This is a genomic window from Plantactinospora sp. KLBMP9567 (assembly GCF_033446045.1).
Classification (GTDB): Bacteria; Actinomycetota; Actinomycetes; order Mycobacteriales; family Micromonosporaceae; genus Plantactinospora.
The window spans coordinates 54,870-80,145 of the sequence record NZ_JAWQRR010000048.1 but is presented as its reverse complement, the minus strand read 5'-3'; the positions used below and the strand labels follow the sequence as shown (position 1 = coordinate 80,145).

Sequence of the window (25,276 nt, the reverse complement as noted above, 5' to 3'; positions counted from 1 at the left end):
GGGGGGGGGGGGCGGGGGGCCGACGGGGGGCCAGGGGCCGCCGCCGGCACCACCACGTCCCATCCTTCAGGAGCGCTGGCTGCCCCAGACCGCGCTGGAGGTCGGCGTCCTTTGGGGCGGCGGCGGGGGAGGGCGGAGGCGCTCCGGACCGAGGTACCGTTTCGCAGACTGTCGAGCTGCCCCGCCTGGGCACCCGGGTCTGCGTGGCACTGCCCGCCGCCGATCAGAGGCCCGCCCCGGGTCGCCGAAGGGAAGCGGCGACCCGAGGCGGGCCGGTCGGGTGAGCTCCGTCCAGCCGAGTCCGGCCCTCTATAGAGGCGGTCAGCGGCGGCGGGGCACCCAGTAGAGGATCTGCCCCGCGAGCAGTGCGGGATGCGTGTCGGGCAGCTCGCGCAGCGCGCGGGCGAGGTGCGCGCCGAGGTACACCATCAGGCCCACCCGGTCGTTGCGGTATGCGGTGGCCAGCGCCAGTCGGGCGGACTGGCAGGGCCAGGGGTTGGCGCACCTGCGGCACCGGTACGACGGGTGCGTCGGGATGTGCTTACGCCAACGCTCCTGCGGGCCGATCACCGGTCACACCCGCGTACCGTGCCGAGCGCGATGCTCCTGAGCGGGCGTCAGCCCACCTGGGCGGCCGTTCGCCAGATGTGAGCGGGTGGGCGCATCCCATTCGGGCCGACGGTTGCTCGCCCGAGCCCGGGCCGGCGGCGGGGTCGCTCCCAGGGTGGCGGGCGGCGGGGGCGCTTCCGGGATGGTGGGCGGCGGCGTGGCCGACAGAGTCCGGATCTCGGCCCGCTCCATCTCGGTCAACTGGACCGGGGGCGGCGGCTGGTAGGGCGTGGGCACCAGCTCGACCGAATCCGGGCAGCGCCAGCGCCAACCGCAGTGGCAGTAGCGCCAGAGCCGGCGCCAGTCCCGGCGGTGGTAGGGCCGTGGTCCGGTCAGATGCCGGAGCAGCCTTTTCATCACAACCTCCTCGGGGAGTTGGAGGGGAGCCGGTCCCGGTGGGGGGTCGAGACCGGCTCCCGGGGCGAGTTCCACCCGGGCGCTTGGCGGTCACCGAGCGGTTCTGCTGGGTGACACTCTGCTGTGGACGGCACTAGGCTCGGAAGGCGATCGAGCAGGTCACGGCGCAGGTCTGCTGAGCCGGCGGCGGCGCCTGGCGAACGCCTGGTGATCTAGACAGAGTTCTGGAGGTCCGATGGAACACGAGGATGATTTCGCCTTCATTCGCGACCAGCTCCGCCGGCAGCGAGCCCTGCGCGGCCAGTCGCAGGAGGAGTTCGGCAAGCGGACGAACTACTCGGCCTCGACGGTGTCCGCTGTGGAGACCGGTACCCGAGCGATCGACATGCCGTACGCCACCCGCGCCGACGAGATCCTGGAGACGGGCGGGTTATTCGTGCGGTTGCTGAAGGCGGCGCAGCGGGACAGTGAGCCCACCTGGTTCAGGCCCTGGCTGGACGCCGAGCGCGCCGCAATGCAGCTCCGCTACTACCACCCGACCCTGATCCCCGGCCTGCTCCAGACCGAGAACTACGCCCGCGCGGTTCTGCGCTTCGACGCCACCCGGCCGGAGGAGGAGGTCGAGAAGCTGGTCGCGTCCCGACTCCAACGGCAGGAGATCCTGACCCGGGACCAGCCGCCCCTGGTGATCGTCGTCCTCGATGAGTCGGCGCTGCGGCGCCGGGACGCCATCATGGCCGAGCAGCTCGCGCACCTGCTACGGATGGCCGAGCGACCCTACATCCAGCTACACATCATTCCCGACGACGCTGGCCTGCACGTCGGCCTCTCCGGACCGCTCGCCCTGGCCAGGTCCGCCGACGGTGGCTGGGTGGGGGATCTGGAGAACCAGCTTGCCGGGCTCGTCGTCGACGACGAGGAGAGCATCGCTACGCTCCTCGCGCGGTGGGAAAGTGTGCGCGGCGTAGCCTTGCCGCAGAACCTGTCGCTCGCCCTGTTGAAGAAAGTGGAGAGCCAGCATGCACCTCAGTGACGCCCGGTGGCGGAGGTCGACCCGCAGCGGCACCAGCGGCGGCAACTGTGTCGAGGTGGCCGACAACCTGCCTGGCGTGGTTGCCGTACGCGACAGCAAGGACCCGGCGGGTCCGGTGCTGACCTTCGGGCCGGTGGCGTGGCGTGCCTTCGTCGGCCTCGCCGCCAGGCAGGGCTAGGCTGTGCTGGTGGCCACGGCTCGGTGGCGTTTGAGCTGGTTGCTATCGCATTCGACAGTAGCGGCTTCAGTGCCGCCCCGGGCAACTCCTCGATAGGACCTTGAGGCATTGCCATAGGGTGATCCCGTGGCATTGGGTGGATATCGTCTCGGGGTCGATTTCGGTACCTCGTCGACGGTGGCGATGCTCGCGGGTCCGGACGGGCGCACGAGGCCGCTGCTGTTCGACGCGTCTCCGCTGCTGTCGTCCGGGGTGTTCGCCGGCCCCGGCGCCGGCCCGCTGCTCACCGGGACGGACGCCGAACGGGCTACGTCCACCCACCCCGCGGGCTTCGAGGCCAACCCGAAACGGCGGATCGACGACCACGTCATCTGGCTCGCCGAACGGGAGGTCGGCGTCACCGACGCGATCGCCGCCGTGCTGACCCGGGTCAGCACCGAGGCGCGACGGGTCGCCGGCAGAACGCCAGACACGGTGGTACTCACCCACCCCGCCGGCTGGAGCCATACCCGGCTCGGCGTCCTGGCCCGCGCGGCGAAACAGGCACAACTCGACCAGTGCGGCTTCGTCGCCGAACCAGTCGCCGCAGCCGCGTACTTCGCCCACGTCCTCGGCCGCGACCTGCCGGTCGGCCGGTGCCTCGTCGTCTACGACCTGGGTGCCGGCACCTGCGACGTCAGCATCGTCCGCCGCACCGCGGGCGGGCTTGAGGTGGTGGCCACCGCCGGCCTCGACGACGTCGGCGGACTGGACCTCGACGCCGCCATCGTGAACCACGCCCGCTCACTGACCACCGCCGCTGACGCGTGGGGACGACTGGAATGGCCGCACACCCCCACCGACCAACGCGCCCACCAACAGTTGTGGCGCGACGCCCGTACCGCCAAGGAACAACTGTCCCGGCACACCACCGCCGACCTGCACATCCCGCTGGTCGACACCGTCGTCCACGTGACCCGCGACGAATTCGAAACAGCGGCCCGCCCCCACCTCGACCGCACCGTCGACCTCACCGCCACACTGCTGCGCGACACCGGCGTACCCAGACAACACATCGCCGGGATCTTCCTCGTCGGCGGCTCCTCCCGGGTACCCCTCACCGCCTCCCTACTGCACCGCACCCTCCGCATCGCCCCCACCGCCCTCGACCACCCCGAACTCGTCGTCGCCGAAGGCGCCCTGCACACCCCGACAACCACCACTCGGCCGACAGTCGAACCCACCCTGGCAGCAGCAACGACGCCGGCACCCGTCCAAGCGCCGCCGGTAGCGCCGGCTGCTCCGGCCGACGCTCCGCCCCCGGCCGACGCTCCGCCCCCGGTACCCCTGACCGGAACCCCGACCACCGACGACAACGCCTATCCGACGGCGCTCGCCATCACCCCTGGTGAGCTGGAGACAAAGCACACCATCTTCGACGCTGCCGCTGTTCGCTGGCCGCGCTGGCCGCCCCGAACCCGCCGGGACAAGGCCACCATCGGCGGCGCCGCCGCCCTCGTACTGGCGATCGTCGCCGCCGGGTTATGGATCTTCGTGCCAGACCGATCGCAGGCCACCGTTACGCTGACCGGCCTCGGACCGGTCAACGGCGTGGCGTTCAGCCCCGATGGCAGAACCGTCGCCACGACCGGGCCGAACGACACCGCGCGGCTGTGGGACGTCGCCACCGGCAGGAGCACCGCCACTCTCCGAGGCCACCAAGGGCCGGTCTACGGCGTGGCGTTCAGCCGTCCCGATGGCCGAATCCTTGCCACCGCCAGCAACGACAAGACCGCACGGCTGTGGGACGTGACCACCGGCAGGACCACCGTCACCCTCCCCGGCACCGGCACCGTCGGGGACGTGGCGTTCAGCCCCGACGGCAAAACCGTCGCCATCTGTAGCTGGGGCGACGCCGTACGGCTGTCGGACGTGACCACCGGCGAGACGGTCACCACCCTGACCGGCGTCAGCCACTCGGCGGTGCGCGTGGTGTTCAGCCCCGACGGCAAGACTCTCGCCATCGCCGCCAGCGCCGGCAAGAGCGCACAACTGTCGGTCGTAGCCACCGGCAGGACCACCACCACCCTCGCGCACACCGCCAACGTCGTGGACGTCGCGTTCAGCCCCGACGGCAAGACCCTCGCCACCGCCAGCGCCGACGACGCGCGGCTGTGGGACCTGGCCACCGGCGAGACCATCACCACCTTCGCCGGCCACACCGACTCGGTCACCAGCGTGGCGTTCAGCCCTGACGGCAAGACCCTCGCCACCGGCAGCGCCGACAACACCGCACGGCTGTGGAATGTCGCCACCGGCGGGACCATCACGACCCTCACCGAGCACACCGACCGGGTCACGAGCGTGGTGTTCAGCCCCGACGGCAGGACCTTCGCCACCGGTAGCTGGGACGAGACCGTACGGCTGTGGAAGGTAGCACCTGACACTGGTGGCGTCATCCTGAAGGAAGTGGAGAGCCAGCATGCACCTCAGTAACGCCCGGGGGCGGAAGTCGACCCGCAGCGGCACCAACGGTGGCGGGTGTGTCGAGGTGGCCGACAACCTGCCCGGCGTGGTCGCCGCACGGGACAGCAAGGACCCGGCGGGGCCGGTGCCGACCTTCGGGCCGGCGGCGTGGCGTGCCTTCGTCGGCCTCGCCGCCAGCCGGCGCTAGGCAGCATTCCTCCGGGCACGGCGCCGACGGCGGACCGCGACCACCACGGCCAGTGTCACGAGCCCGACCACCACGGCGAGGCAGCCCAGCGGGACCGCCGCCACCCAGATGATGCCGCGGGCCGGGAACATGGCGGCGGTCGACGACGGACCGCCGAACCGGCCGGCGATCAGCAGGTCCTGCGCGACGTCCATCGTGAGCACGTCGTCCGGCGGGTCGATCAGGGTACGGGTCGAGCCGTCCGGGCCCAGGGCGAGCAGGGTGACGTGGCCGGTCTCGTACCAGCCGGTGTCGTTCCAGCCCCGATCACGAGCCTTGTACGCGCCGCGCTCCGGCTCGTAGCGCAGCACCACCAGCTCGTGGCCGTTCGCCCAGCCCAACGCCCGCACGGCCTGGCCGGTAACGACGGGGAACCCGGCGCCGGGCAGCGGGCGGCCGGTCGCGGCGTCGAGGAAGCCGAGGCTCCATCGCCGGGTCGCCAACGCCGCCTCGTCGCACTCGTCGAGGCAGCCGTCGAGGGTGACGGTCGCGATCCGGGTACCGTCGGAGGTGAACGCGCCCGTCCCGGCCAGGTACGTCCGGTCGCCCAGCTCAGCCGACCAGCGCACCCTGCCGCTTCGGTCGACCAGATGCACGGTGCTGCCTTCGGTCGCCGCCATCGTCTGCCCGTCCGGGGCGAACGCGGCCCGCGACGCGGTCCGGATCGCCTGCGCGGGCGTGAAGTCGCGCAGTGGCAGCAGGGCGTCGGTGGCCAGGTCGAGCAGTGCCAGCCGCTCCGGCTGCCGGATGAGCCCGGTCTGCTGGTCGAAAACCTCCGAAGGGCCGGAGAGCGCGACCAGCAACGACTTGCCGTCCGGTGCCCAGGCCAGCGGCTCGCAGCAGCCTGTGCCGTGCCGGGCGCCGTGCTGGGTACTCCGGCCGGTCGTCAGGTCGACGATCGTGACGCCGTCGACGTTGTCGAAGCCGGAACCCAACAGAAAGGACTGGGCGACCCGGGTACCGTCCGGGGACAGCAGCGCGCTCTCCCCAGCGGTGACGGTATCCCAGCCGGCGTAGAGCAGCATCCGGTAGTCACCGTCGCGGCCGACCACGGCCAGCTTGCCTTCGCTGTCCAAGAGGTCGGTGCCGCGCAGGCCGATCGAGTCGCCGCCGAAGAGCACCGACGCCGGTCCAGGCGGATCCATCTGCACGGTCGCCTGCCACATCCACGGCAGCGACAGTCGCGCCGGCACGGCCGGGCCGCCGTCACCGACGGTCGACGGCAGCGGGTACGGCCGACTCAGCCCCCAGGGCAGCGCCAACGCGACCAGCAGCACCACCAGCGCGGCCGTGCCGGAGCGGAGCAGCCGGGACCGCCGCCGGGCGCGCCGACCGCGCCGCCACACGTCCGGGGTCAGCCGGGCCGGTGGCATCGAGTCGCCGACCTCGGCGAGAACATCACGCAGTCGTTCCGTCATCTCAGCTCCGTTCCACCGACCAGCTCACCCAGTTCCGGCGCGAGTAACCGCAGCCGGGCGAGGGCGTCCCGGGTCTGGCTCTTCACCGTGTTCACCGAGCAGTCGAGCACTTTCGCCGCCTCGGCCTCGGTGAGGTCCTCGAAGTACCGCAGTACCAGCACGGCTCGCTGGCGGGGTGCGAGCCGGGCCAACGCCTGACGGACGACGACCGCCCGGTCGGTTGCGGCGGTCGGATCGTCGACCGGCGTCTCGGGCGGGCGGGACCACAGCTCCACGCCGCGCCAGCGCCGCCGCCAGAGCGACACGTGCTGCGAGTGCATGATCCGCCGCACGTACGGGTCGGGGTCGCCGCCGGCCACGATCCGCTCCCAGTGCCGGGCGACCCGCTCGAAGGTGATCTGGACCAGGTCCTCGGCCAGGTGCCGGTCGCCGGTCAGCAGGAACGCGATGCGTGACCACCTGGGCAGCCCACCGGCCAGGTACGCGTTGAATGCCTTCTCGGCGTTCATCTCCACCTTCCCTCCAACCGACCACACGCCGGCCGGTACGGATCTGGGTGGGTGAGCCGCCCGGCGAATATCCCCGGACCGGCGAACGAACGTCCGCATGACCGGGCCGCGAATCGGGTTGGCTTCGATCATGCGACGGCCGGATGACGTGGAACCGACCGGGGCACCGGCCCGTCTGATTGGCATGAGAACGTGGCGAGGTGTCCGGATAACCTGTGTCGGCGCACTGCTTCTGCTGGTGGCCGCCTGTGCCCGGGAGGGTGCGGGGACGGGCGGGGACGGACCGGGCGGTGGATCCGGCGGTGACTCCGGTCCCGCCGATCCGAACGGTGTGGTGCTCCGGGTGGAGCAGACCGGCGGGTTCGTGGCGCCGGCCTCCCGGCTGACCCGGGTGCCGATGGTGACCATCTATGCGGACGGGCGGGTCATCACCGAAGGGCCGGTGCCCGCCATCTATCCCGGGCCGGCGCTGCCGAACCTTCAGCAGCAGCGCCTGACGCCGGAGCAGGTCGACCGGCTGGTCGAGCAGGCCCGGGCCGCCGGGGTCGGCACCGCCACCGATCTTGGCCGACCGTCGGTCACGGACGTCCCGTCGACCCGGTTCACCGTGTCGTCCGCCGCCGGCACGGACGAGCTGGAGGTCTACGCACTCTCCGAGGGTGGGCAGAACACGTCGGGGCTGACCGAGGCGCAGCGTACCGCCCGGGCAGAGTTGCAGAAGCTGCTCGCCGCGCTCACAGATCTGGCCGGGACGCTGGGGCAGGACAAGGTCGACCAGCCGCAGCCGTACCAGGCCGAGGCGGTCGCGGCGGTGGCGATCCCGTGGCGCGCGGACGACAACGGGCTGGCCGCCCCGCCGGAGATCGCCTGGCCTGGCCCGGCGCTGCCCGGGTCACCGCCCTCATCCGGTCTCGACCAGGGCTGCGTCGAGGTACGCGGCGCCGAGGCGACCGCACTGCTCGCGGCCGCCGCCAAGGCGAACGCCCGTACGCCGTGGACCTCCGGCGGCGAGCGCTGGCAGGTCGGCCTGCGCCCGTTGCTCCCGGACGAGACCGGCTGCGCCGACCTCTCCGGCGACTAGTACTCCGGTCGTAGCTGGTCGATTCGTTGTCTTCGCTGGTAGTCGGGACGTTTGGCGCGGTACTGGTGTCGGCGTCGCCATCGTGACCATCGATGGATGGTGGTCGAATGGTCGGGTGGTGGTGATCAGGTGCGCGCCTCCGGCTTGGCCCAGGCAGCTCGGCGGAACGGCTGGCCCCGCCGTCGGGCTGGGACGGCGACCAGGGTCACCGCCGGCCCAGCCCGTGTTCGCGGGCCCGACGACTCGGCTGGCTCCTGTCACGGGCGCCGACCAGACGAGTAGGTTCGAGAGGTGGTTGCGTACCGCCTCGGGCACCGGTGCGGTAGCTACCGGCAGGGATTGATGGTGGTGAACGGAAGACGGAGCCGGAGTTGCCCGGCGATCGGTACGTTGTGCTCCCGGATCTCCCGCAGTTCCCTGGCGGTGAGGGCGCGGCCGTAGATGCGGAACTCGTCGAGGGAGCCACGGAACGGGTTGTTGAGGCCGTCGACGCGTCGGCCGAGGTAGACGCTGCGGATGCCGAACTCCCTGCCGGTGGTCACGGAGCCGCGGGGAGCGGCCAGGTCGGCGACGGTGGCGCCGTCGATGAGGACCGTGACCCTGGTCGCCGTTCGTTGCATGGCGACGTGGTGCCAGAGCCCGTCGTTGTATGCGCCCGCGATGGTGATGTTCGCGTCGCCCTGGCCGGTGCCGACAACACCCCGGATGCGGTTGCTCGCCGGTTCGGCCCGCAGCCAGATCTGCGCGGCTCCCGTGCCCACCTGGTAGAACCACCAGATCACGATGCTGCCGGTGGTTTCGGTGTACCGGAACCACGTCATGATCGTGAACTGGTCGTCCTCGAGGTCGACACCTGGGCTGTATGGCACCTCCACATGGTCGTCCACACCGTCGAGCGCGAGCCCGGTGCCGTACCTCCCCTTACCCAGCGTCGCGTCGCCGCGTACGTAGGCGGTGTTGTCGTAGCGCGGTGCCGCGTCCGGAGTCGTCGGTCCCGGCTCCGGTGGCGGCGGCAGGCTCGGCGGCGGACCGTTCGGGGTGTCGAGGTACGCCTCGTTGAACCTGACGAACTGGACCACCTCGTACAGGGCGGCCACGCCGCTCTCGTACAGCACTCCGGCCACGGGGCCCGTGACCGGATCGGTCTCGATCTTGACCAGGTCGGAGTACCCGCCCGGACCCCAGCTGATGACCTTGCCTTCCTGCCAGGTCTCCCAGGTCTGGGCTTCGTCGTACGAGGACCGGATCGTCAGGGCCTCACGCTTACCGGGGTTGGCGGGGCCGGAGAACAGGATGCGGTCCCGCGCGTCACCTTCGTCGGTGGCGGTGAGGCGTAGCAGCGCCGCCTGTACGACCGGCATGGTCAGCTCGGGCACCATCTGGAACGGCGCGTCGTAGCTGCGGCCGCCGTCGCTGGATATCGCGTACGCCCGCGTGCCCTCAGCCGTCCCGGCTTCCCGCACGTTGACGTAGATCCGCCCGTCGGTCAGTTCCACGAGGGTCGACTCGTTGACGAAGATGTCGTCGCTGGCGCCACCGGCGCTGGCGCCGAGCTGCCATGTGTCGCCGCCGTCGTCGCTGTACCCGAGGTGGATGCCGGCGATGGGCCGCCCGTCGGGGCCGGCGGACTCATGGTTGGCGCCCATCACCAGCCGCCCGGCGTGCGGACCGCGGTTGAGCTGGATGGCGTGTACCGGGCCGGTGGCGTACCAGTGGGTCCACTCCGGCAGTATCAGCTCGGTCATCTTCCGGGGCGCGCTCCAGGTCGTTCCCTGGTCGTCGCTGACCTGTAGGTACGGATCGCGTCCACCGCTTCCGCCGCCCGGGTTGTGGGTCGTGAACAGCAGGACCCGACCGGTGCGTTCGTCTACGATCGGCATCGGGTTGCCGTGCGTGTCGCCGTTGCCGCGCGACACGACCTGGAGCGACCCCCAGGTACGACCGCCGTCGTGCGACCGCTTCAGCACCAGGTCGATGTCGCCCCTGTCGTCGCAGTTGTTGATCCGGCCTTCGGCGAACGCCAGCAGGTCCCCGTTGGTGGCCTTCACGATCGCCGGGATCCGGAAGCAGGAATACCCGTCCGTGTTCGCCGTGTAGACCGCCCGTTCCTCGCGGTACGGCTCGGCGGCGTGTGCGGTGCCGGTGGTGAGCAAGGCAGCGGCCATCGCCGCGATCACCACGGTGGACAACAGTCGAGGGCGTCCTGGGCTGTTTCTTCGTCTCGTCATGAAGCGATACCTCCAGTGGTCACCGCTGGGCGGATCGTGTCGGACGGCAGGTGAATCCGGGTTGCTGGATGTCGCACCAGTTGCCCTCGCGGATCATCCCGAGCTTTGCCGGATCACCCCGAGCTCTGCCCGTATCGCCCACCTCTCGTCAGGCATTCGAAGCGTTGGTGGACCTCCGCCGATCCGTTTGGACGGCCGTCGCTCTTCCGGCGCATCGGCGCGGCCTTGGTGAAACGCCAGCTCAGGACATCCTACGTCCGACCTCGGGCGCCGCAAGTCCTCCGGACAACTCGTGGGCCGGTGTGGTCGACGTGTCCCTGCCGAGGCGCGTCAAACAACCCCGGTCCGGGGTGGTTCGACACCACTCCCGCCAAGTGGCGTCCAATGGCCCACAATCCCTTCCCGCTATGGAAACAACAGGTCTGATGATCTGCCTGCGTCGATCCCTCTCCGTGCTCGCGGTGCGCTCGGAGAACAGGCTGAGTCGTGACCGGACAGAGAGCCAGGGGGCTGTTGACCGCGATCAAGGCCGGGGGCAAACTCGTTCGTGATCGTGAGGAGATCCCATGTCTTACGTCCGCAGAATGACAACAACCGCCGGCACCGTCCTCGCGTTGGTGCTCAGCATGACGAGCCCGGCCTCCGCGACCGGCCAGCAGAGCCGGTCGACGGCACCGCCGGGTGACTGGGTCGGCACCTGGGCGGCCTCGGCTTCCGGCATCGTCCCCGACCTCCCCGCCGGATACGCGGACCGGACGATCCGCAACGTCGTGCACACCAGCGTGGGTGGTTCGGGTGTGCGGGTCTCGCTGACCAACGTCCTCGGCACGGCTGCGGTGCGGATGGACGTGGTGACGGTCGCGGTCGCCGATGCGCCCGACGCACCGGACGCGGTCGGGGGCACGATGCGAGCGCTCACCTTCGGCGGCGCGCGGTCGGTGACCATCCCGGCCGGTGGCGAGGTACTGAGCGATCCGATCTCCTTTGCCGTACCGGAAGATGGCGACCTCCTGGTCAGCGTGTACACCCCGGTGTCGTCGGGGCCGGTGACCTATCACCAGGTGGCCAACCAGACCTCGTACCTGTCGCCGAGCGGTGATCACGCGGCCGACGAGTCCGGCGCGGCGTTCACCGAGACGATCACCTTCTGGCCGTACGTGAGCGGCGTCGACGTCCTGGGACGCGCCAAGGGCGCGGTGGTCACGCTCGGCGACTCGATCACCGATGGGAACAACTCGGAACGGAACGCGAATCACCGCTGGCCGGACTACCTGGCCGACCGGCTGATCGCCGCGCCTGGGCCGACGCGGCTCGGCGTGCTCAACGCCGGCATCAGCTCGAACAGGTTGCTCAACAGCACCTGGAATCCCAACGCGCTATCCAGGCTGGACCGTGACGTGCTTACCGCGACGGGTGCGCGTTCGGTGATCGTCTTGTTGGGAATCAACGACATCGGCGGCCAGCCGCAGCACCACGAGCCGTCGGAGATCATCGCGGCGCTGGGCCAGGTAGCGGCTCAGGTCAAGGCAAAGGGGCTGCGGGTCACCGGTGGCACGCTCACGCCGTTCGGCGGGTCGAGCAACTACACCGAGGAACTGGAAGGGGTGCGGCAGGCGGTCAACGACTTCATCCGCCACGGCGGCGCGTTCGACGCGGTGGCCGACTTCGACGTCGCGCTGCGGGACCCCGCGGCGCCGAACCGGCTCCGGGCGGAGTACGACTCCGGCGACCACCTACACCCGAAAGACGCCGGTTACCGGGCCATGGCGGCGGTCGTCGACTTGGACAAGCTCGACAGCCGCCCGCCCGGCCACCGGCCCGGCACCTGGGTCGGCACCTGGCAGACGGCCATGGCGCGGACGACGCCCGGTACCGACCAGGGCGTGCCGAACCACTCGATCCGCAACGTGGTGCACACCAGCGTGGGTGGCGACGCGGCTCGCGTGCGCCTGTCCAACGCGCTCGGCACGGCGCCGGTCCTGATGGGACGGGCGACGCTGGCAGTGGCGACCGGGCCCGACGCGCCCGAAGCGGTCCCCGGCACGATGCGCGAGCTGACCTTCGGCGGTGCGCCGTCGGTGACCGTCCCCACCGGCGGTGAGGTGCTCAGCGACCCGGTTACCCTTGCCGTGCCGGCAGACGGGGACCTGCTGGTGACCGTCTACACCCCGGCGCCGTCCGGCCCGGTGACCGAGCACCCGCGCTCCTACCAGACGTCGTTCATCACCGCGGACGGCGACCACGCGGCGGACGAGCAGGGCACCGCGTTCACCCAGCCCACCACGGCGTGGTACTACGCGACAGGCGTGGACGTCCGGTCCACCTCCGCCCGCGGTACGGTGGTGACCTTCGGCGACTCGATCACCGACGGGGACAAGTCGACCGTCAACGCGAACCTGCGGTGGCCCGACGTCCTCGCCGACCGGCTCGCCGCCAAGCCGGGACCGACCACGCTCGGCGTGGTCAACAGCGGCATAAGCGCCAACCGGATCCTGGACAGCAGCACCGGAGCCGGGATCGGTGGCCCGAACGCGTTCGCCCGGCTGTCCCGGGACATGTTGACCACGTCCGGGGCGCGTACGGTCATCGTGCTCGAGGGCGTCAACGACATCCTCAACCTCGAACATCTCGATCCGGAGACCCTGAAACTTGCCCTGCGGCAGATCGCCGCCCAGGCACACGCACAGGGCCTACGGGTCGTCGTCGGAACCATCACGCCGATCAAGGGATGGCGCTCCTACACAGAGAGGCGAGAGGGCGTGCGGCAGGCCGTGAACGAGTTCATCCGCACGAGTGACGACTTCGACGCCGTCGTCGACTTCGACGCGGTGGTGCGTGACCCGGCGGATCCGCAGCGGATCAACCCGCCGTACGACTCGGGCGACCACCTGCACCCGTCGGACGCGGGCTACCGCGTGATGGCCGAGGCCATCGACCTCGGCACACTCCGCTGAGTGCCGCCTGTGCGTCTTCCTGCTTGCCCGGAGCCGGAGAGCTGCCGCGAGAGGAGAGGACGCGTCAGCGGGCGCCGTTCCGTCCGCCGCGGCGGCTACGGGACGGGTGCTGCCCGGCGGCACGCACGTGCTGCAACAGCCGGTCGACGAGGGGCAAACTGCCGGTCCGACTGCTGTTCGGCCGGGGCAGCGTGCGGGAGTACCAGCCGGACGACCAGGTCGGCCCGCTGCCACGACCGGCGCGGACGGCAATCGACGGGTTCGTACCTGGTCGACGATGGTCAGGTGATCCTGCACTCGGCCGACGGGAGGACTTGGCGAACGGTCGACCCGCCCGGGTGACCGGCACCTGCCGGCGGTACCCCGATCATGACGGGTCGGCGGTTGCGCGGAGCCGGGCCGGGTACTCGCCGACATGCCGCCCCGCCCCCACTACCGGTCGCCGCTGGTCGCAGCCGTCCGCCGGCTTCGGGAAACCGCTGGTCGGGCCCGGTACGAGGGTCGCCGGGCCACCCAGTTGCGGGCGCGGCAACTGGAGGTCATCGCGGTGATCGCGGTGCAGGCGGGGATCGCGGCCGGGCTCTCCTGGTGGATCGCGCACAACCTGCTGGGCAACCCGAACCCGGTCTTCGCGCCGACCGCCGCGGTCGGCACGATCGTCGCCGCTATCGGCCAGCGCACCCGGCGCACCGTCGAACTGCTGGCCGGAGTGGGCCTCGGCATCGTCATCGGCGATTTATTGATCTTCCTGATCGGCAGTGGAGCATGGCAGACCGCGGTCATCGTCACCCTGGCCATCGGCGTCGCACTCGGCCTCGTGGGTCGGGGCGGGACGATCGTCAGCCAGGTCGGCGGTACGGCCGTGCTGATCGCGACCCTCTCGTCCAGCGAGCGCAACCTGGAGATCCCCCGGATCGTCGACGCGGTGACCGGCAGCGCGGTGGGGCTGGTCGTGGTCGCGTTGCTGCTGCCGCTGAACCCGATCCGGGTCGTCAACCGGGCGGCCGGGCCGGTCTTCGCCATCCTCGTCGGCCGGCTCCAGGACATCGGGGTGGCGTTGCGGAAGCGGGACGCGGAGCGGGCGATTCGGGCGCTGGACGGGCTGCGCGGTATCGAGCAGGACCTGGGGCGGCTGCGGGAGGCGGTGAGCGGCGCGGCGGAGGTGGTCAGGTTGGCGCCGCTGCGGTGGGGCCGGCGGCAGGAGTTCGAGCACTACGCCCGGGGCGTGACGGAACTGACCCGGGTGATCGAGGGCGCCCGCGACCTGGCCCGGCGGGCGGTGACCGTGATCGACTACCGGGAGCCGATCCCGGGCAGCCTGCCCGACGCAATCGAGATGCTGGCGAGCGCGGTACGGGAACTGCACCGCCAGGCGCGTACCGGGCGGGACACCGGGGCCACCCGGCGCCGGGCCCTGGTGGCCGCCCGGCGGGGTGGGCGGGCCCGCCGGGAGGGGCTGCACAACTTCGGCGACGCGCTCGTCACGCAGTTGCGGGTCTCCGCCGCCGACGTCGTCCGGGCCACCGGTTGCCCGAGCCGCCAGGCCGCCCGGGCGGTACGGCGGGCGGCCCGCAACGGCGAGCGCGCCCGGCCGCCGTACGACGACGCCCGGTGACGCGGCGTACGACGACGCCTGGTGACACGCCGTCAGGTCGGCGGACTCGCCGGATCGCACCCACGGAATTGTGCCCAGGGCGCACAATGGGTGCCGCGGCGGCTACGGGACGGGTTCTGCGGCGATGTCCGGGCTGGGCCTGACGCCGTCGGTGTCCACCCGCCCGTCAGGGCCCGGCCGGAGGCGAGTCGATGGAGCAGCAGAGGCGTTTCGCGGTGGATCCGCCGGAGACGAGCGCGAGCAGCGTTCCCGGTCCGCAGTTGCTGGGCCGGCTCTACCGGCCGGATCCGCGGGACTGGGACATCCCGCGCCTGCTGGAGATCGCCGAGCCGGCCGAGTCGATCCGGCAGATGACCGTGGAACAGGTGCTCACCGAGACGCCGTACTTCTCCGACTGGCGGGCGTACCTGGTCTTCTGGCGCTGGCTGCGGACCCAGCGGCAGCCGACGGTGGCCCCGGCCGCGGCCCGGGACCGGGCGCCGGCCTGGGAGTTGACCGTCCAGCTCGACCAGGGCCAGACCGGGCACTGCGTCGGGTTCGGCTGGGCGGGCTGGGTGGACGCGATGCCGGTGGCCGGCACGTACCAGAACGCCGACGGCCACGCCCTCTACTACGAGGCCAAGGTGATCGACGGCGAGCCCGGCAAGGAGAACGGCTCGACGGTCCGGTCCGGCGCGCTCGCCGTCCGGGAGCGGGGCCGGCTCGCCGCGTTCGCGTTCGCGCACACCACGGCGGAGATCGACGAGTGGATCGACAACCAGGGTTCGGTCGTGGTGGGCACCGCGTGGACCGCCGACATGTTCAACCCGGACGAGAACGGGTTCGTCACGCCGACCGGCAAGGGATCGGGCGGGCACTGCTATCTGATGCTCGACCGGATCGAGTCCGAGGACGCGTACCTGTTCCAGAACTCCTGGGGTGCGGCGTGGGGTTGGGGCGGCCGGTTCAAGATGAAGCGCGGCGACTTCGACGGCCTGCTCCAGAACGAGGGAGAGGCGTGCTGTGCGGTGGAGTTGCCGCACTGACCGGCCGGAGCGGGCCGCCCATCGCACCCAGGATCGGAGACCGGCATGGCGCGCGTTGACCTGACCGAGGCGGATGCCGGCCGGTCGTACCCGGCGGCGCCCGGGGACCTGGTGGTCGTCCAGCTCACCGAGACGCCCAGTTCGGGCTACCGGTGGCAGCTCGACGCGGTGGACACCGCCGTGCTCGCTCCGGCCGGGGACGCGTTCCGGCCGGGGCAGCAGGGGTTGGGCGGCGCCGGGATCCGGCAACTGCGGTTCACCGCCACCGGGACCGGCCGGACAACGCTGCGGCTGGTGCTGCTGCGCGGCTGGGAGCCGGGGGAGCGCGCGGCGCGGCGGTTCGAGGTTACCATTCACGTCACGGGCACCGGACCGGTCGCGTCGCCGACCGGCTGAAATGGAACTTTTCCAATTTGCGCAGCGCGGCGCGTTTACCGCGCCTTTCACCTGCGGGTCAGGACGGACCGCAAGGGGAGCCGAGAAAGGCTCAATGAGAGCTATTGACAGCCGTCAATGTAAATGGATAGCGTGACTTTGCCGTGGGACCCAACAGCTATTCCTGCCAGTCGCAAGGAGAGTCCCATGTCCAATGCCCGAGTCACCGACGTCGTCACCACGCTGTTCCGGATCGTGCTGGGCCTGCTGTTCGCCCTGCACGGCGCTGCCTCCCTCTTCGGGATCTTCGGCGGTAACCGGGGAAGCGGCGAGGCGATCGCGATCGGCACCTGGCCCGGGTGGTACGCCGCCCTCATCCAGCTCGTCGGCGGACTGCTGGTCCTGGTGGGCCTGAGCACCCGCGCCGCCGCCATCATCTGCTCCGGCTCGATGGCGTACGCGTACTTCGTGGTGCACCAGCCAGACGGGCTGCTGCCGCTGAACAACGGCGGCGAGACCGCGGCCCTGTTCTGCTGGTCCTTCCTGCTGGTCGCCGCCCTCGGCGCCGGACGGTGGTCGCTGGACGCCGCGCTCGCCCGTCGCCGGGGCGTGGCCCAGGAGCCCAGCACGGTGGCCGCAACCGCCCCCTGACCGGACGTGACCGCGCCGCCTCCTGATCAGACCTCGGGGAGCCGACGTAGTTCTCCGCCAGGCTGGTGGCGTACGCCCGGGACGAGGTGACGTTACGCAGCGTCGAGAGCTGCAACTTCGCCTCGTACGGGTCGCCGGTCCGCAGCCGGTGCAGCAGCGAGGTCATCCACCAGGAGAAGTGCTGGGCACGCCAGATCCGACGCAGCGCGGTGTCGGAGTAGGCGTCCAGCAGGTGGTACCGACCCTCCCGATATAAGGCGGCGAACGCGTCGCCGAGCAGCGTGACGTCGGCCAGCGCCAGGTTCATTCCCTTGGCGCCGGTCGGCGGCACGATATGCGCCGCGTCGCCGGCCAGGAAGAGCCGCCGCCACCGCATCGGCTCCACCACCAGGCTCCGCATCCCGGTGAGGCTCTTCTCCAGGATCGGCCCCGTATTGAGCGTCCAACCGGGGACCGTCTTCAGCCGGGTGCCGACCTGGGTACGCATCGTTCACTCCCTGACCTCTCGCGACTTTCCCGAACCACCGGGCCGGCCCGTCAGACCTGCCGGTCCCGGCCCGCGCCGAGCGCGCTCACCGTCATCACCGCCGTCACCACGACCAGGGCCGCGAGCGGTAGGCCCCAGCCGGCGCTGGTGTCCCGGAGCGCACCGACCAGCACCGGCCCGGAGGCGCTGAGCAGATAGCCGACCGACTGCACCGCGCCGGAGAGCTGCCGGGCCGACCCGGGTGTCCGGGCCCGGAGCACCAGCAGGATCAGGGTGAGACTGAGTGCGGCGCCCTGGGCGAGCCCGGCCAACACCGTCCACAGCAGATACCAGGAGGGCAGGGCCAGCAGGCCGAGCACCCCGGCCGCCCAGCCGGCGCAGACCACCAGGGCCAGCCCGCGCTGGTCGGGCCGGCGGACCGCCAGCGTCGGCACCACCAGCGCGGTGCCGATCCCGAGCAGGTTGAACAGCGCCAGCGCCGCGCCCGCGCGGGTCGGCTCGACGCCCTGGTCCCGCAGGAGGCTCGGCAGCCAGGTGAGGAGCGCGTAGTAGAGCATCGACTGGGTCCCCATGAAGACGGCGACCTGCCAGGTGACCGGCGAGCGCAGCACCCGGCCGCTCGGCTGCTGGGGCTCCGCGGCCGGTGCGATGTGCCGGCGGCGCACCTGGGGGAGCCAGCCGAGCGCCGCGACCCCGGCGAACGCGCCCAGCGCCAGCAGGGAACCCCGCCAACCCCACCCCAGCGCGTACGCCAGCGGGGCGCTCACCGCCGCTGCCAGCGTCGCCCCGGTGGTCATCGAGGCGGTGCTCAACCCGGTGGCCAGGCCCGGTCGGCCCGGAAAGTGCTGCTTGACCGCGCTGGGCACCAGGACGTTGCCGACGGTGATCCCGGCGCCGATGATCGCGGTGCCGGCGAGCATCCAACCCGCGTGCGGCAGGGTCCGGGTCAGGCTGCCCAGCACAATGCCGAGCATCGCGGCGAGCAGCGCCAACTCGATGCCGATCCGGCGGCCGAGCAGCGCGGCGAACGGGGAGAGCAACCCGAAGCAGAGCACCGGTAGGGCGGTGAGCAGGCCGGCGGTGCTCCGCCCCAGGTCGAGGTCGACCTGGAGTTCGGGGAGCAGTGGTGGGACCGCCACGATCGCCGCCCGCAGGTTCAGGGCCAGCAGGACCACTCCGAGCAGCGTCAGCCAGCCGCCCCGGCCCATTCCGAACCGTCCGCCGCCCGCAGCACCCGGGCCCGCGTCGCTGCCCGGAGCGGGCGGGCCCGCGTCGCCGTCCGGCTCGGCGGCCCGGGTACCGGGGACCGGAGACTCGCGGTTCAGAAGGGGTACCTCGTGATGTCGCCCTGCACGGTCACCCACTGGGTCTCGGTGAACGCGGCGAGGTTGGCCGCCGGCCCGCCCAGCCGGGGCCCGTTACCGGAGGCGGCAACCCCGCCGAACGGGGCGACCGCCTCGTCGCTGACCGTCTGGTCGTTGATGTGCACGATGCCGCTCGGTACCCGCTCGGCGAAGGCCATCGCCTTCATCACGTCCCGGCTGAGGATCCCGAGCGAGAGGCCGTACTCGCTGTCGGCGGCGAGCTTCGCGGCCTCGTCGAGGTCGGCGAAGCGCAGTACCGGGGCGACCGGACCGAAGACCTCGTGCGCGTACGCCGGGGTGGCCGGGGTGACCCCGGAGAGCACCGTCGGCCGGTAGAAGAGGTTCTCGTACGTCCCGCCGGTCACCAGGGTCGCCCCCGCGTCGACGCTGCCGGTGACCAGAGAGTGGATCTTGTCCCGCTGCCGCTCGTCGATGATCGGCCCGAGCGCGACATGCTCCCGGGCCGGGTCGCCGACCGGCAGGTGCGCGGCCTTCTCGGCCAGCCGGTCGACGTACTCGTCGGCCAGCGACTCGTGCACCAGGTGCCGGCCGGTGGTCATGCAGATCTGCCCCTGGTGCAGGAACGAACCCCAGGCACCGGCGGAGACCGCCAGGTCCAGGTCGGCGTCGTCGAGCACCACCAGCGCCGAGTTGCCGCCGAGTTCCAGCAGTACCCGCTTGAGGTGCCGGGCGGCGGCCTGCCCGACCTGCCGGCCGGCCGACGTCGAGCCGGTGAAGCTGATCAGGCGTACGTGCGGATCGGCGACCAGCGCCTCGCCCGCCTTCGGCCCGCCCGGCAGCACGTGCAGCACCCCCGGTGGCAGGCCCGCCTCCTCGAAGATCCGGGCGACCGCGATCCCGCCGGTGACGGCCGTGCGCGGATCGGGCTTGAGCACCACCGCGTTGCCCAGGGCCAGCGCCGGGGCGACCGAGCGGACCCCGAGGATGATCGGCACGTTGAACGGGGAGATCACCCCAACCACACCGACCGGCAGCCGGCGGGCCAGGCTGAGTCGGGGCTGCGCGCTCTGGATGATCTCGCCGAGCGGGTGCGAGGCGAGCGCCGCCGCCTCGTAGCACTCCTGGGCGGCGGTGTCCGTCTCCAGGGTTGCCTTCGGCGGCACCGAACCGGTCTCCCGGACGATCCAGTCCCCGACCTCGGCGGCGTGTTCCTCCCACAACTGCCCGGCCCTGCGCAGCACGGCAGCGCGCTTGTCGTAGGGGGTCGCGGCCCAGTCGCGCTGGGCCTGGGCGGCGCGGGCGGCGGCCCGGGCCACGTCGGCGGCGTTGGCGATGCCGGTACGGCCGATCTCGTCGCCGGTGGCCGGTTCCCGCACGGCCGCGTCGCCGCCGTCGGCCCGGACCCAACCGTCGCTGTATATCCTGCCGTGCCAGTCAGCCGAGTCGAGAAGAGTCACGGGAAACCTCCTTGGGGTGGTGGCGGTGCGCCGCCTTGTCGGGCGGACCGGGGGTCAGGGCGCGAAGTGCGGCTTCGGGGTCACGGCGACGTCGAGCAGCAGCGGTTCGGTCCGGTCGGCGAGGGTCGGCACCACCTCGTCCAGCACGGCGAGGAGTTCCGGGTGGGTCCGGATCCGCCGGGCGGGGCAGCCGAACGACCGGGCCAGGCCGTGCACGTCGACCTCGTCGAACGCCGGCCAGGGCGGCTTGCCGCCGTACTGCGCGGTGAGCTGGTCCAGCACCGCGTACCGGCCGTTGGAGAGCACCACGTAGAGCACGCCGCAGCCGTACCGGGCGGCGCTCCACAGCCCCTGGACGGCGTAGAGCGACGAGCCGTCGCCGAGGACCGCCACCACCGGCCGGGTCGGGTCGCCGAGCCGGAGTCCGGCCGCGGCGGGCAGTCCGAACCCGAGGCCGCCCATCGCCGCGCTGACGAAGCCGCGCGGCTGCCGGGCCGGCAGCATCCGGTGCAGGTCCGGCCGGGTGGACGGGGTCTCCTCGACCAGTACGACGTCGGTCGGCAGCCGCCGGGCCAGCGCGGCGAAGACGTGCGTCGCCCGCAGCGGCTCGCCGGGCGCCGGTGGCGGCACCTGAGTCGGGGCCGGGCGGTCCGGCGGGGGACGGTCCCGGTGCGCCACCCGGGCGGCCAGAGCGGCGCAGAAGACGGCCGGGTCGGCCAGCACCGCGAGGTCGGCCTCGCTGCGGTGCACCTCGTCCGGCTCGGCCGAGACCACCGCGACGGTCAGGCCGGCCGGCAGCAGCGGGCCGGGCTCGTAGACGTACTGCCGGAAGGCGGCGGTGCCGACCACCAGGGCCAGGTCGTGCCCGGCCAGCGTGGCGCGCAGCTCGGACCGGGCCGCCGGCAGGTGACCGGCGAACCGGGGATGGTGCTGCGGGAATCCGGCCCGGGCGCCGAACGCCTCCTGCCAGACCGGCGCGCCGATCCGGTCCGCCAGTGCGGTCAGCGCGTCCCAGGCCGCCTGTTCGTCCGCTCCGGCGCCGACCACCAGTACCGGAGCGGTGGCCGCGTCGACCAGCCGGGCCAACTCGTCGACGGCGGGACCGGGTCCGGGAGCCGGCGCGCGGACCTGCTCCGGTGCGGCCCGGCCGAGCGACGGGTCCACCTCGGCGGTCCAGTCGTCCATCGGCACCACCACCAGGGCCGGGCCGCGGCGCAGGCACGCCTCGTGCCACGCCCGGCGTACCGCCGCCGGCACGTCCTGGGCCAGCACCGGCTGCTCCACCCAGACCGGGTACGGGGTGCCGAGCTGGTCGAGCCGGCCGGCGAGGAACGGCTCGGCGGCCAGGTGCCGGCGGTCCTGCTGCCCGACGAGCACCACCAGCGGCGCCCGGTTGACCCGGGCGGTGGTGAGCGCCCCGACGGCGTTGCCGAGTCCCGCCGTGGTGTGCAGGCTCACCACCGCCGGCCGCCCGGTGGCCAGCGCGTAGCCGGTGGCCATCCCGACCACCGAACCCTCGTGCAGGGCGAGTACGAAGGTCAGGTCGTCGGGCAGGTCGGCCAGGAACGCCACCTCGGTCGAGCCCGGATTGCCGAAGAGCCGGTCCACGCCGTACCGGCGCAACACCGCCAGGGTGGCGTCCCGGACCGTGGTCATCGGGTACCAGTCGGCTGGCGTGCTGGCGTGCCGGGCGGGCCGGTCGGGGCGTCCACCGGGCCGCGGTCGGTGCTCCAGCCGCTCTTGGCCCGTTGGATCTGGCCGAACACCTGGGCCCGCAGTTCGGCGAAGCGGGCCGACGACCGGGTGCCGAGCTGGTCCCGCTCGGCCGGCAGGTCGATCGTCACGTCGTCGAGTACCACGGTCGGCGAACCGGGGAGCACCAGCACCCGCTGGCCGAGATAGACCGCCTCGTCGATGTCGTGCGTGACGAACAGGATGGTCACGCCGAGCCGCTGCCACAACGACCGGACCAGGTCCTTCAGGTCGGCCCGGGTCTGCGCGTCGACCGCAGCGCACGGCTCGTCCATCAGCAGGATGTGCGGCTCGTACACTACCGCCCGCGCCACCCGCTGCTGCATGCCGCCGGAGAGCTGCCACGGGTAGGCGCCCGGCACGTCGGCGAGGCCGACGGCGGCGAGCGCGGTGTGCACGAGTTCCTGGCGGCGGGACCGGCTCAGACTCTTCTTCTGCTTCAGTGGCAGCTCGACGTTGCGCTGGACGGTCATCCACGGGAAGAGGCTGCGGCCGTACTCCCGGAAGACCACGGCCATGCCCGTCGGCGGACCCTGCACCGGCGCACCCTCCAGGACCAGGTCGCCGGAGGTCGGTCGGAGTAGGCCGGCGATGTACTTGAGCAGGGTGGTCTTGCCGGCGCCGGAGGGGCCGACCACGCGGACGAGTCCTCCGGCACCGGCGGAGAAGGTGAGATCCCGGACCGCTTCGACCGACCGGCCGCGTCCGGTGTAGACCTTCCGGGGGGGAGGTAGAAGGTCTCGCTGCCGGCCGAACGCGCCACCGCTCACCGGGTGCCCCCGCCGCGTACCGAGGGGTGCCAGGAGAGCACCGCGCGTTCGAGTTGCCGGGCCAGTACGTTGACCGCCACGCCGAGCAGGTCGGTGCCGAAGAGCAGCACGGCGAGCGGGATCAACGCGACCGAGCGGATCGGCCGGAGGAACTCGACGGTCGAGGCGGTGAACTCGCGCAGCACCGGTACGGTGCCGAGGTCGAAGCCGACCAGCACGCCGAGCGCGACCGCGATCGCCAGGCCGAGGAACCAGCCGCGCAGCGTTTCGGTGGGGGCCGGTGCGGTCGAGGCGGGCGGCGGTACGGTGGCGGCTCGGGTCACGGGAGCAGTTCCGAGACGTCGACCTTCTCCTTGATCAGCCCGTCGCTCAGCATCAGGTCCGCCAGGGTCTGCACCGAGTCACGGTTGATCTCGGCGGGCCAGGCCGGCAGGGTGATCTTCGCGGCCACCGCCGGATCGATCTGGGTGTACGTCTGCAACACCTGGCGGGCCTCGTCCGGGTGCTCCTGGGCGTACTTCAGGGACTTGTCCATCGCGGCCTTGAACCGCTTGGTCAGGTCGGCCTTCTGGTTGATGGTCTGCTCGGTGGAGAAGTACGCCGCGACCGTCATGTCCGGGATGGCCTCGGCGAAGTTGTAGGCCACGACCCGGGCGCCCTGGTTCTGCGCGATCGTGAAAAACGGCTCGACGACCATCGCCGCGTCGACCCGCTTGCCCAGCACCGCCGCCGGCATCTCCGGGAACGGCAGTTCGGTCCACTTGATGTTCGACGGGTCGCCGCCGGCCTTGCGGATCGACGCCCGGGTGGTGGTGTCGGTGATGTTGTTCAGGTTGTTGATCGCGATGTTCTTGCCGGCCAGGCCGGCTGCGTCGGTGATCGGGCTGTCCGGCGGCACCACGACGCCGCCGAAGTCCGCGCCGGGCTTGCCGGTGGAGGAGTTCCCCACCGTGATCGCCTTGACCGGGATCTCTTGCGAGCGGGCGGTGATCAGCGAGACGACGTTGCCGAAAGCGAAGTCGAACTGCCCGCTGACCACCCCGGTCACCGCGATGGAACCGCCGGTGGTGTTGACCACCTCGACCTCGATGTTCTGCTCCTTGAAGAAGCCCTTGCTGTTGCCCAGGTGCAGCGGGGCGACGTCGACGATGGGGATCGCCCCGACCTGCACCTTGTCCACGCCGCCGGAGCCGCCCCCGGGCGAGTCGTCGGGGGAGGAGCCGCAGGCGGCGACGGCGAGGAGGGCGGCGAGGGCGGTGGTGGTGGTGGCGAGACGGCGCATCGGGTCTCCCGGCGTCCGGCGGTCCTGTCGGGACCGGGCTGAATGGCTCACGAAGGAGCCTCGGGGGTGATGGTGGTCGCTAGTCGAACGAATGTTCTCATTTGGAACGTTTGCACAGTGACCGAGTTCACGTCAACAAGCGCTCCGCAACTTCTCCGCAACGTCGCCGAGCGGTGCGCCGAGCGGCGCCGGGACCTCGTTGACGGATCGGGGGGACGGAGATCGCGTTCGTCATAAGCTCGGAAGTCCGCATGTCGAACGTGTCCAGGACCTGATCACCCGGTACGCCTGGGGCGAGATCTGGACCCGGCCGGAGCTGGACCGGCATACCCGCAGGTGCATCACCCTGGCCGTGCTGGCCACCCTGCATCACGACGAGGAGCTGGCGATGCACGCCCGAGCCGCGCTGCGCAACGGGCTGACCCGGGAGGAGGTCCGCGAGGTCCTGCTCCAGGTGAGCGTCTACGCTGGCGTTTCAGCGGCGAACCGGGCGATCGAGGTCGCCCAGGAGACTCTGCGGCAGGAGGACGGGTGACCGAGGTGACCGAGGAGACGGCCCGGACCGGTGAATTCGTCCAGTCGTTGGAGCGGGGACTCGCGGTCATCCGGGCGTTCGACGCCGATCGCCCGCAGTTGACCCTGAGCGAGGTGGCCCGGGCGACCGGACTGACCCGGGCGGCGGCCCGACGCTTCCTGCTCACCCTCGTCGAGCTGGGTTACATGCGTACCGACGGGCGGCTCTTCTCGCTGCGCGCCCGCATCCTCGAACTCGGGTACGCATACCTGTCCAGCCTGAGCCTGCCCGAGGTGGCCCAGCCGCACATGGAAAGCCTGGTCGCCGAGGTACACGAGTCCTGCTCGATGTCGGTGCTCGACGGCGACGAGGTGGTCTACGTGGCGCGGGTGCCGACCAAGCGGATCATGACGGTGGCGATCAGCGTCGGCACCCGTTTCCCGGCGTACGCCACCTCGATGGGGCGGGTACTGCTGGCCGCCCAGCCGGCCAGGTGGCTCGACAGCTACCTCGACACCGCCGAGTTGCGCCCGCTCACCCGGCGTACGGTCACCGATCCGGCGCGGTTGCGGACCATCCTGAACCGGATCGGCAACCAGGGCTACGCGATCGTCGACCAGGAACTGGAGGAGGGGCTGCGGTCCCTGGCGGCGCCGATCCGGGACGCCGACGGCGCGGTGATCGCGGCGCTGAACGTCTCCGCGCACGCCAGCCGGGGCAGCTCCGAGGTGATCCGCAAGGAACTGCTGCCGCCGCTGCTCGCCACCGCGAAGCGGATCGAGGAGGATCTGCGCGGCGGCCAGTCGCGCTAGGTCAGCCGCCGAGAGGTGCCCGGGCGGAACGTTCCCCCGGCCTCGAAGGGCACGATGTCCTCCAGCGTCCAGACATCGGACGCCGAATCCTCCCCCAGGATCTCGATCTCCGGCAACTTCTGATGCTCCGTCGGCTGTCTCGCCCCGGCCAG

At 71.7% G+C, this 25,276-nt stretch carries 24 protein-coding genes and 1 pseudogene; 13 read left to right on the top strand and 12 right to left on the bottom strand.

Annotated elements, in window-relative coordinates; translation table 11 throughout:
- Positions 1-321: 321 nt before the first annotated feature.
- Together R6Y94_RS36395 and R6Y94_RS36390 are read right to left on the bottom strand one after the other, a co-directional pair.
- A complete protein-coding gene (locus R6Y94_RS36395; protein WP_318396385.1) occupies positions 322-570 on the bottom strand; it encodes a flavin reductase in 249 nt (82 codons plus the stop codon).
- Positions 571-573: 3 nt separating this feature from the next.
- Positions 574-966: a hypothetical protein gene (locus tag R6Y94_RS36390; protein WP_318396384.1), complete on the bottom strand. Its 393-nt coding sequence runs from the start codon at positions 964-966 to the stop codon at positions 574-576.
- A 235-nt stretch (positions 967-1,201) separates the two neighbouring features.
- Between R6Y94_RS36390 and R6Y94_RS36385 the strand changes: the two genes are divergently transcribed.
- The 4 genes from R6Y94_RS36385 to R6Y94_RS36370 all read left to right on the top strand — a co-directional run bounded on the left by R6Y94_RS36385 (position 1,202) and on the right by R6Y94_RS36370 (position 4,830).
- Entirely contained in the window at positions 1,202-1,999 is a 798-nt protein-coding gene (locus R6Y94_RS36385) for a helix-turn-helix transcriptional regulator (RefSeq protein ID WP_318396383.1), read from the top strand.
- Positions 1,986-2,177 carry a DUF397 domain-containing protein gene (locus R6Y94_RS36380; RefSeq protein ID WP_318396382.1) on the top strand — a complete coding sequence of 64 codons (192 nt, stop codon included), beginning with the start codon at positions 1,986-1,988 and terminating at the stop codon, positions 2,175-2,177. Before R6Y94_RS36385 ends, R6Y94_RS36380 begins: the two co-directional genes overlap by 14 nt.
- A 183-nt stretch (positions 2,178-2,360) precedes the next feature.
- Positions 2,361-4,652, top strand: a complete 2,292-nt coding sequence (locus R6Y94_RS36375; protein ID WP_318401053.1) for an Hsp70 family protein — start codon at positions 2,361-2,363, stop codon at positions 4,650-4,652.
- Positions 4,639-4,830, top strand: coding sequence for a DUF397 domain-containing protein (locus R6Y94_RS36370; RefSeq protein WP_318401045.1), 192 nt, complete (start codon positions 4,639-4,641; stop codon positions 4,828-4,830). Before R6Y94_RS36375 ends, R6Y94_RS36370 begins: the two co-directional genes overlap by 14 nt.
- On the opposite strand, the gene R6Y94_RS36365 is transcribed toward R6Y94_RS36370, so the two are convergent.
- The gene (locus tag R6Y94_RS36365; protein WP_318401044.1) at positions 4,827-6,287 is read right to left on the bottom strand and encodes a hypothetical protein; all 1,461 of its coding nucleotides are present in this window, start codon (positions 6,285-6,287) and stop codon (positions 4,827-4,829) included. The genes R6Y94_RS36370 and R6Y94_RS36365 overlap by 4 nt on opposite strands.
- Positions 6,284-6,796: a SigE family RNA polymerase sigma factor gene (locus tag R6Y94_RS36360; RefSeq protein WP_318401051.1), complete on the bottom strand. Its 513-nt coding sequence runs from the start codon at positions 6,794-6,796 to the stop codon at positions 6,284-6,286. Before R6Y94_RS36360 ends, R6Y94_RS36365 begins: the two co-directional genes overlap by 4 nt.
- Positions 6,797-6,980: 184 nt before the next feature.
- On the opposite strand from R6Y94_RS36360, the gene R6Y94_RS36355 reads away from it, so the two are divergent.
- Positions 6,981-7,877, top strand: a complete 897-nt coding sequence (locus tag R6Y94_RS36355) for a hypothetical protein (protein ID WP_318401043.1) — start codon at positions 6,981-6,983, stop codon at positions 7,875-7,877.
- A 326-nt stretch (positions 7,878-8,203) separates the two neighbouring features.
- Here the strand turns inward: R6Y94_RS36355 and R6Y94_RS36350 are convergent, their stop codons facing one another.
- Positions 8,204-10,105, bottom strand: a complete 1,902-nt coding sequence (locus tag R6Y94_RS36350) for a sialidase family protein (protein ID WP_318401042.1) — start codon at positions 10,103-10,105, stop codon at positions 8,204-8,206.
- Between the two features lie 584 nt (positions 10,106-10,689).
- On the opposite strand from R6Y94_RS36350, the gene R6Y94_RS36345 reads away from it, so the two are divergent.
- The 6 genes from R6Y94_RS36345 (at position 10,690) to R6Y94_RS36320 (ending at position 16,946) form a co-directional block, all read left to right on the top strand.
- A complete protein-coding gene (locus R6Y94_RS36345) occupies positions 10,690-13,059 on the top strand; it encodes an SGNH/GDSL hydrolase family protein (RefSeq protein WP_318401041.1) in 2,370 nt (789 codons plus the stop codon).
- A gap of 415 nt (positions 13,060-13,474) precedes the next feature.
- Positions 13,475-14,674 (top strand): FUSC family protein, encoded by a 1,200-nt coding sequence (locus tag R6Y94_RS36340; RefSeq protein ID WP_318401039.1) that lies wholly within the window; start codon positions 13,475-13,477, stop codon positions 14,672-14,674.
- Positions 14,675-15,024: 350 nt separating this feature from the next.
- Positions 15,025-15,699 carry a C1 family peptidase gene (locus tag R6Y94_RS36335; RefSeq protein WP_412102962.1) on the top strand — a complete coding sequence of 225 codons (675 nt, stop codon included), beginning with the start codon at positions 15,025-15,027 and terminating at the stop codon, positions 15,697-15,699.
- A gap of 45 nt (positions 15,700-15,744) precedes the next feature.
- Entirely contained in the window at positions 15,745-16,095 is a 351-nt protein-coding gene (locus R6Y94_RS36330) for a protease inhibitor I42 family protein (RefSeq protein WP_318401036.1), read from the top strand.
- A 186-nt stretch (positions 16,096-16,281) separates the two neighbouring features.
- Positions 16,282-16,725, top strand: coding sequence for a DoxX family protein (locus R6Y94_RS36325; RefSeq protein WP_318401034.1), 444 nt, complete (start codon positions 16,282-16,284; stop codon positions 16,723-16,725).
- Between the two features lie 65 nt (positions 16,726-16,790).
- Positions 16,791-16,946, top strand: coding sequence for a hypothetical protein (locus R6Y94_RS36320; RefSeq protein WP_318401055.1), 156 nt, complete (start codon positions 16,791-16,793; stop codon positions 16,944-16,946).
- A 14-nt stretch (positions 16,947-16,960) separates the two neighbouring features.
- Here the strand turns inward: R6Y94_RS36320 and R6Y94_RS36315 are convergent.
- From R6Y94_RS36315 to R6Y94_RS36285, 7 genes and pseudogenes are all read right to left on the bottom strand, one after another.
- A pseudogene (locus R6Y94_RS36315) lies at positions 16,961-17,212 on the bottom strand (FAD-dependent monooxygenase); the annotation flags it as partial.
- A gap of 50 nt (positions 17,213-17,262) precedes the next feature.
- The gene (locus R6Y94_RS36310) at positions 17,263-18,576 is read right to left on the bottom strand and encodes an MFS transporter (RefSeq protein ID WP_318401032.1); all 1,314 of its coding nucleotides are present in this window, start codon (positions 18,574-18,576) and stop codon (positions 17,263-17,265) included.
- Positions 18,534-19,994 (bottom strand): benzaldehyde dehydrogenase, encoded by a 1,461-nt coding sequence (locus R6Y94_RS36305; protein WP_318401030.1) that lies wholly within the window; start codon positions 19,992-19,994, stop codon positions 18,534-18,536. Before R6Y94_RS36305 ends, R6Y94_RS36310 begins: the two co-directional genes overlap by 43 nt.
- A 54-nt stretch (positions 19,995-20,048) precedes the next feature.
- Positions 20,049-21,650 (bottom strand): thiamine pyrophosphate-binding protein, encoded by a 1,602-nt coding sequence (locus R6Y94_RS36300; protein WP_318401029.1) that lies wholly within the window; start codon positions 21,648-21,650, stop codon positions 20,049-20,051.
- The gene (locus R6Y94_RS36295; RefSeq protein ID WP_318401027.1) at positions 21,647-22,516 is read right to left on the bottom strand and encodes an ABC transporter ATP-binding protein; all 870 of its coding nucleotides are present in this window, start codon (positions 22,514-22,516) and stop codon (positions 21,647-21,649) included. The genes R6Y94_RS36300 and R6Y94_RS36295 overlap by 4 nt, the downstream gene beginning before the upstream one ends.
- A complete protein-coding gene (locus R6Y94_RS36290) occupies positions 22,513-22,839 on the bottom strand; it encodes a hypothetical protein (protein WP_318401025.1) in 327 nt (108 codons plus the stop codon). The genes R6Y94_RS36295 and R6Y94_RS36290 overlap by 4 nt, the downstream gene beginning before the upstream one ends.
- A complete protein-coding gene (locus tag R6Y94_RS36285; RefSeq protein WP_318401023.1) occupies positions 22,836-23,798 on the bottom strand; it encodes an ABC transporter substrate-binding protein in 963 nt (320 codons plus the stop codon). The genes R6Y94_RS36290 and R6Y94_RS36285 overlap by 4 nt, the downstream gene beginning before the upstream one ends.
- Before the next feature lie 199 nt (positions 23,799-23,997).
- Here R6Y94_RS36285 and R6Y94_RS36280 point away from each other — a divergent pair, with 199 nt between their 5' ends.
- Positions 23,998-24,333, top strand: coding sequence for a carboxymuconolactone decarboxylase family protein (locus R6Y94_RS36280; protein ID WP_318401021.1), 336 nt, complete (start codon positions 23,998-24,000; stop codon positions 24,331-24,333).
- Positions 24,330-25,124 carry an IclR family transcriptional regulator gene (locus R6Y94_RS36275; protein WP_318401020.1) on the top strand — a complete coding sequence of 265 codons (795 nt, stop codon included), beginning with the start codon at positions 24,330-24,332 and terminating at the stop codon, positions 25,122-25,124. The genes R6Y94_RS36280 and R6Y94_RS36275 overlap by 4 nt, the downstream gene beginning before the upstream one ends.
- Positions 25,125-25,276: the final 152 nt, after the last annotated feature.

Bases quoted from the DNA above. Each gene is read 5' to 3' on its own strand.
- R6Y94_RS36390 (WP_318396384.1), bottom strand. From the start codon at position 966: ATGAAAAGGCTGCTCCGGCATCTGACCGGACCACGGCCCTACCACCGC.
- R6Y94_RS36385 (WP_318396383.1), top strand. From the start codon at position 1,202: ATGGAACACGAGGATGATTTCGCCTTCATTCGCGACCAGCTCCGCCGG.
- R6Y94_RS36380 (WP_318396382.1), top strand. From the start codon at position 1,986: ATGCACCTCAGTGACGCCCGGTGGCGGAGGTCGACCCGCAGCGGCACC.
- R6Y94_RS36375 (WP_318401053.1), top strand. From the start codon at position 2,361: ATGCTCGCGGGTCCGGACGGGCGCACGAGGCCGCTGCTGTTCGACGCG.
- R6Y94_RS36370 (WP_318401045.1), top strand. From the start codon at position 4,639: ATGCACCTCAGTAACGCCCGGGGGCGGAAGTCGACCCGCAGCGGCACC.
- R6Y94_RS36365 (WP_318401044.1), bottom strand. From the start codon at position 6,287: ATGACGGAACGACTGCGTGATGTTCTCGCCGAGGTCGGCGACTCGATG.
- R6Y94_RS36360 (WP_318401051.1), bottom strand. From the start codon at position 6,796: ATGAACGCCGAGAAGGCATTCAACGCGTACCTGGCCGGTGGGCTGCCC.
- R6Y94_RS36355 (WP_318401043.1), top strand. From the start codon at position 6,981: ATGAGAACGTGGCGAGGTGTCCGGATAACCTGTGTCGGCGCACTGCTT.
- R6Y94_RS36350 (WP_318401042.1), bottom strand. From the start codon at position 10,105: ATGACGAGACGAAGAAACAGCCCAGGACGCCCTCGACTGTTGTCCACC.
- R6Y94_RS36345 (WP_318401041.1), top strand. From the start codon at position 10,690: ATGACAACAACCGCCGGCACCGTCCTCGCGTTGGTGCTCAGCATGACG.
- R6Y94_RS36340 (WP_318401039.1), top strand. From the start codon at position 13,475: ATGCCGCCCCGCCCCCACTACCGGTCGCCGCTGGTCGCAGCCGTCCGC.
- R6Y94_RS36335 (WP_412102962.1), top strand. From the start codon at position 15,025: ATGACCGTGGAACAGGTGCTCACCGAGACGCCGTACTTCTCCGACTGG.
- R6Y94_RS36330 (WP_318401036.1), top strand. From the start codon at position 15,745: ATGGCGCGCGTTGACCTGACCGAGGCGGATGCCGGCCGGTCGTACCCG.
- R6Y94_RS36325 (WP_318401034.1), top strand. From the start codon at position 16,282: ATGTCCAATGCCCGAGTCACCGACGTCGTCACCACGCTGTTCCGGATC.
- R6Y94_RS36300 (WP_318401029.1), bottom strand. From the start codon at position 21,650: ATGACCACGGTCCGGGACGCCACCCTGGCGGTGTTGCGCCGGTACGGC.
- R6Y94_RS36285 (WP_318401023.1), bottom strand. From the start codon at position 23,798: ATGCGCCGTCTCGCCACCACCACCACCGCCCTCGCCGCCCTCCTCGCC.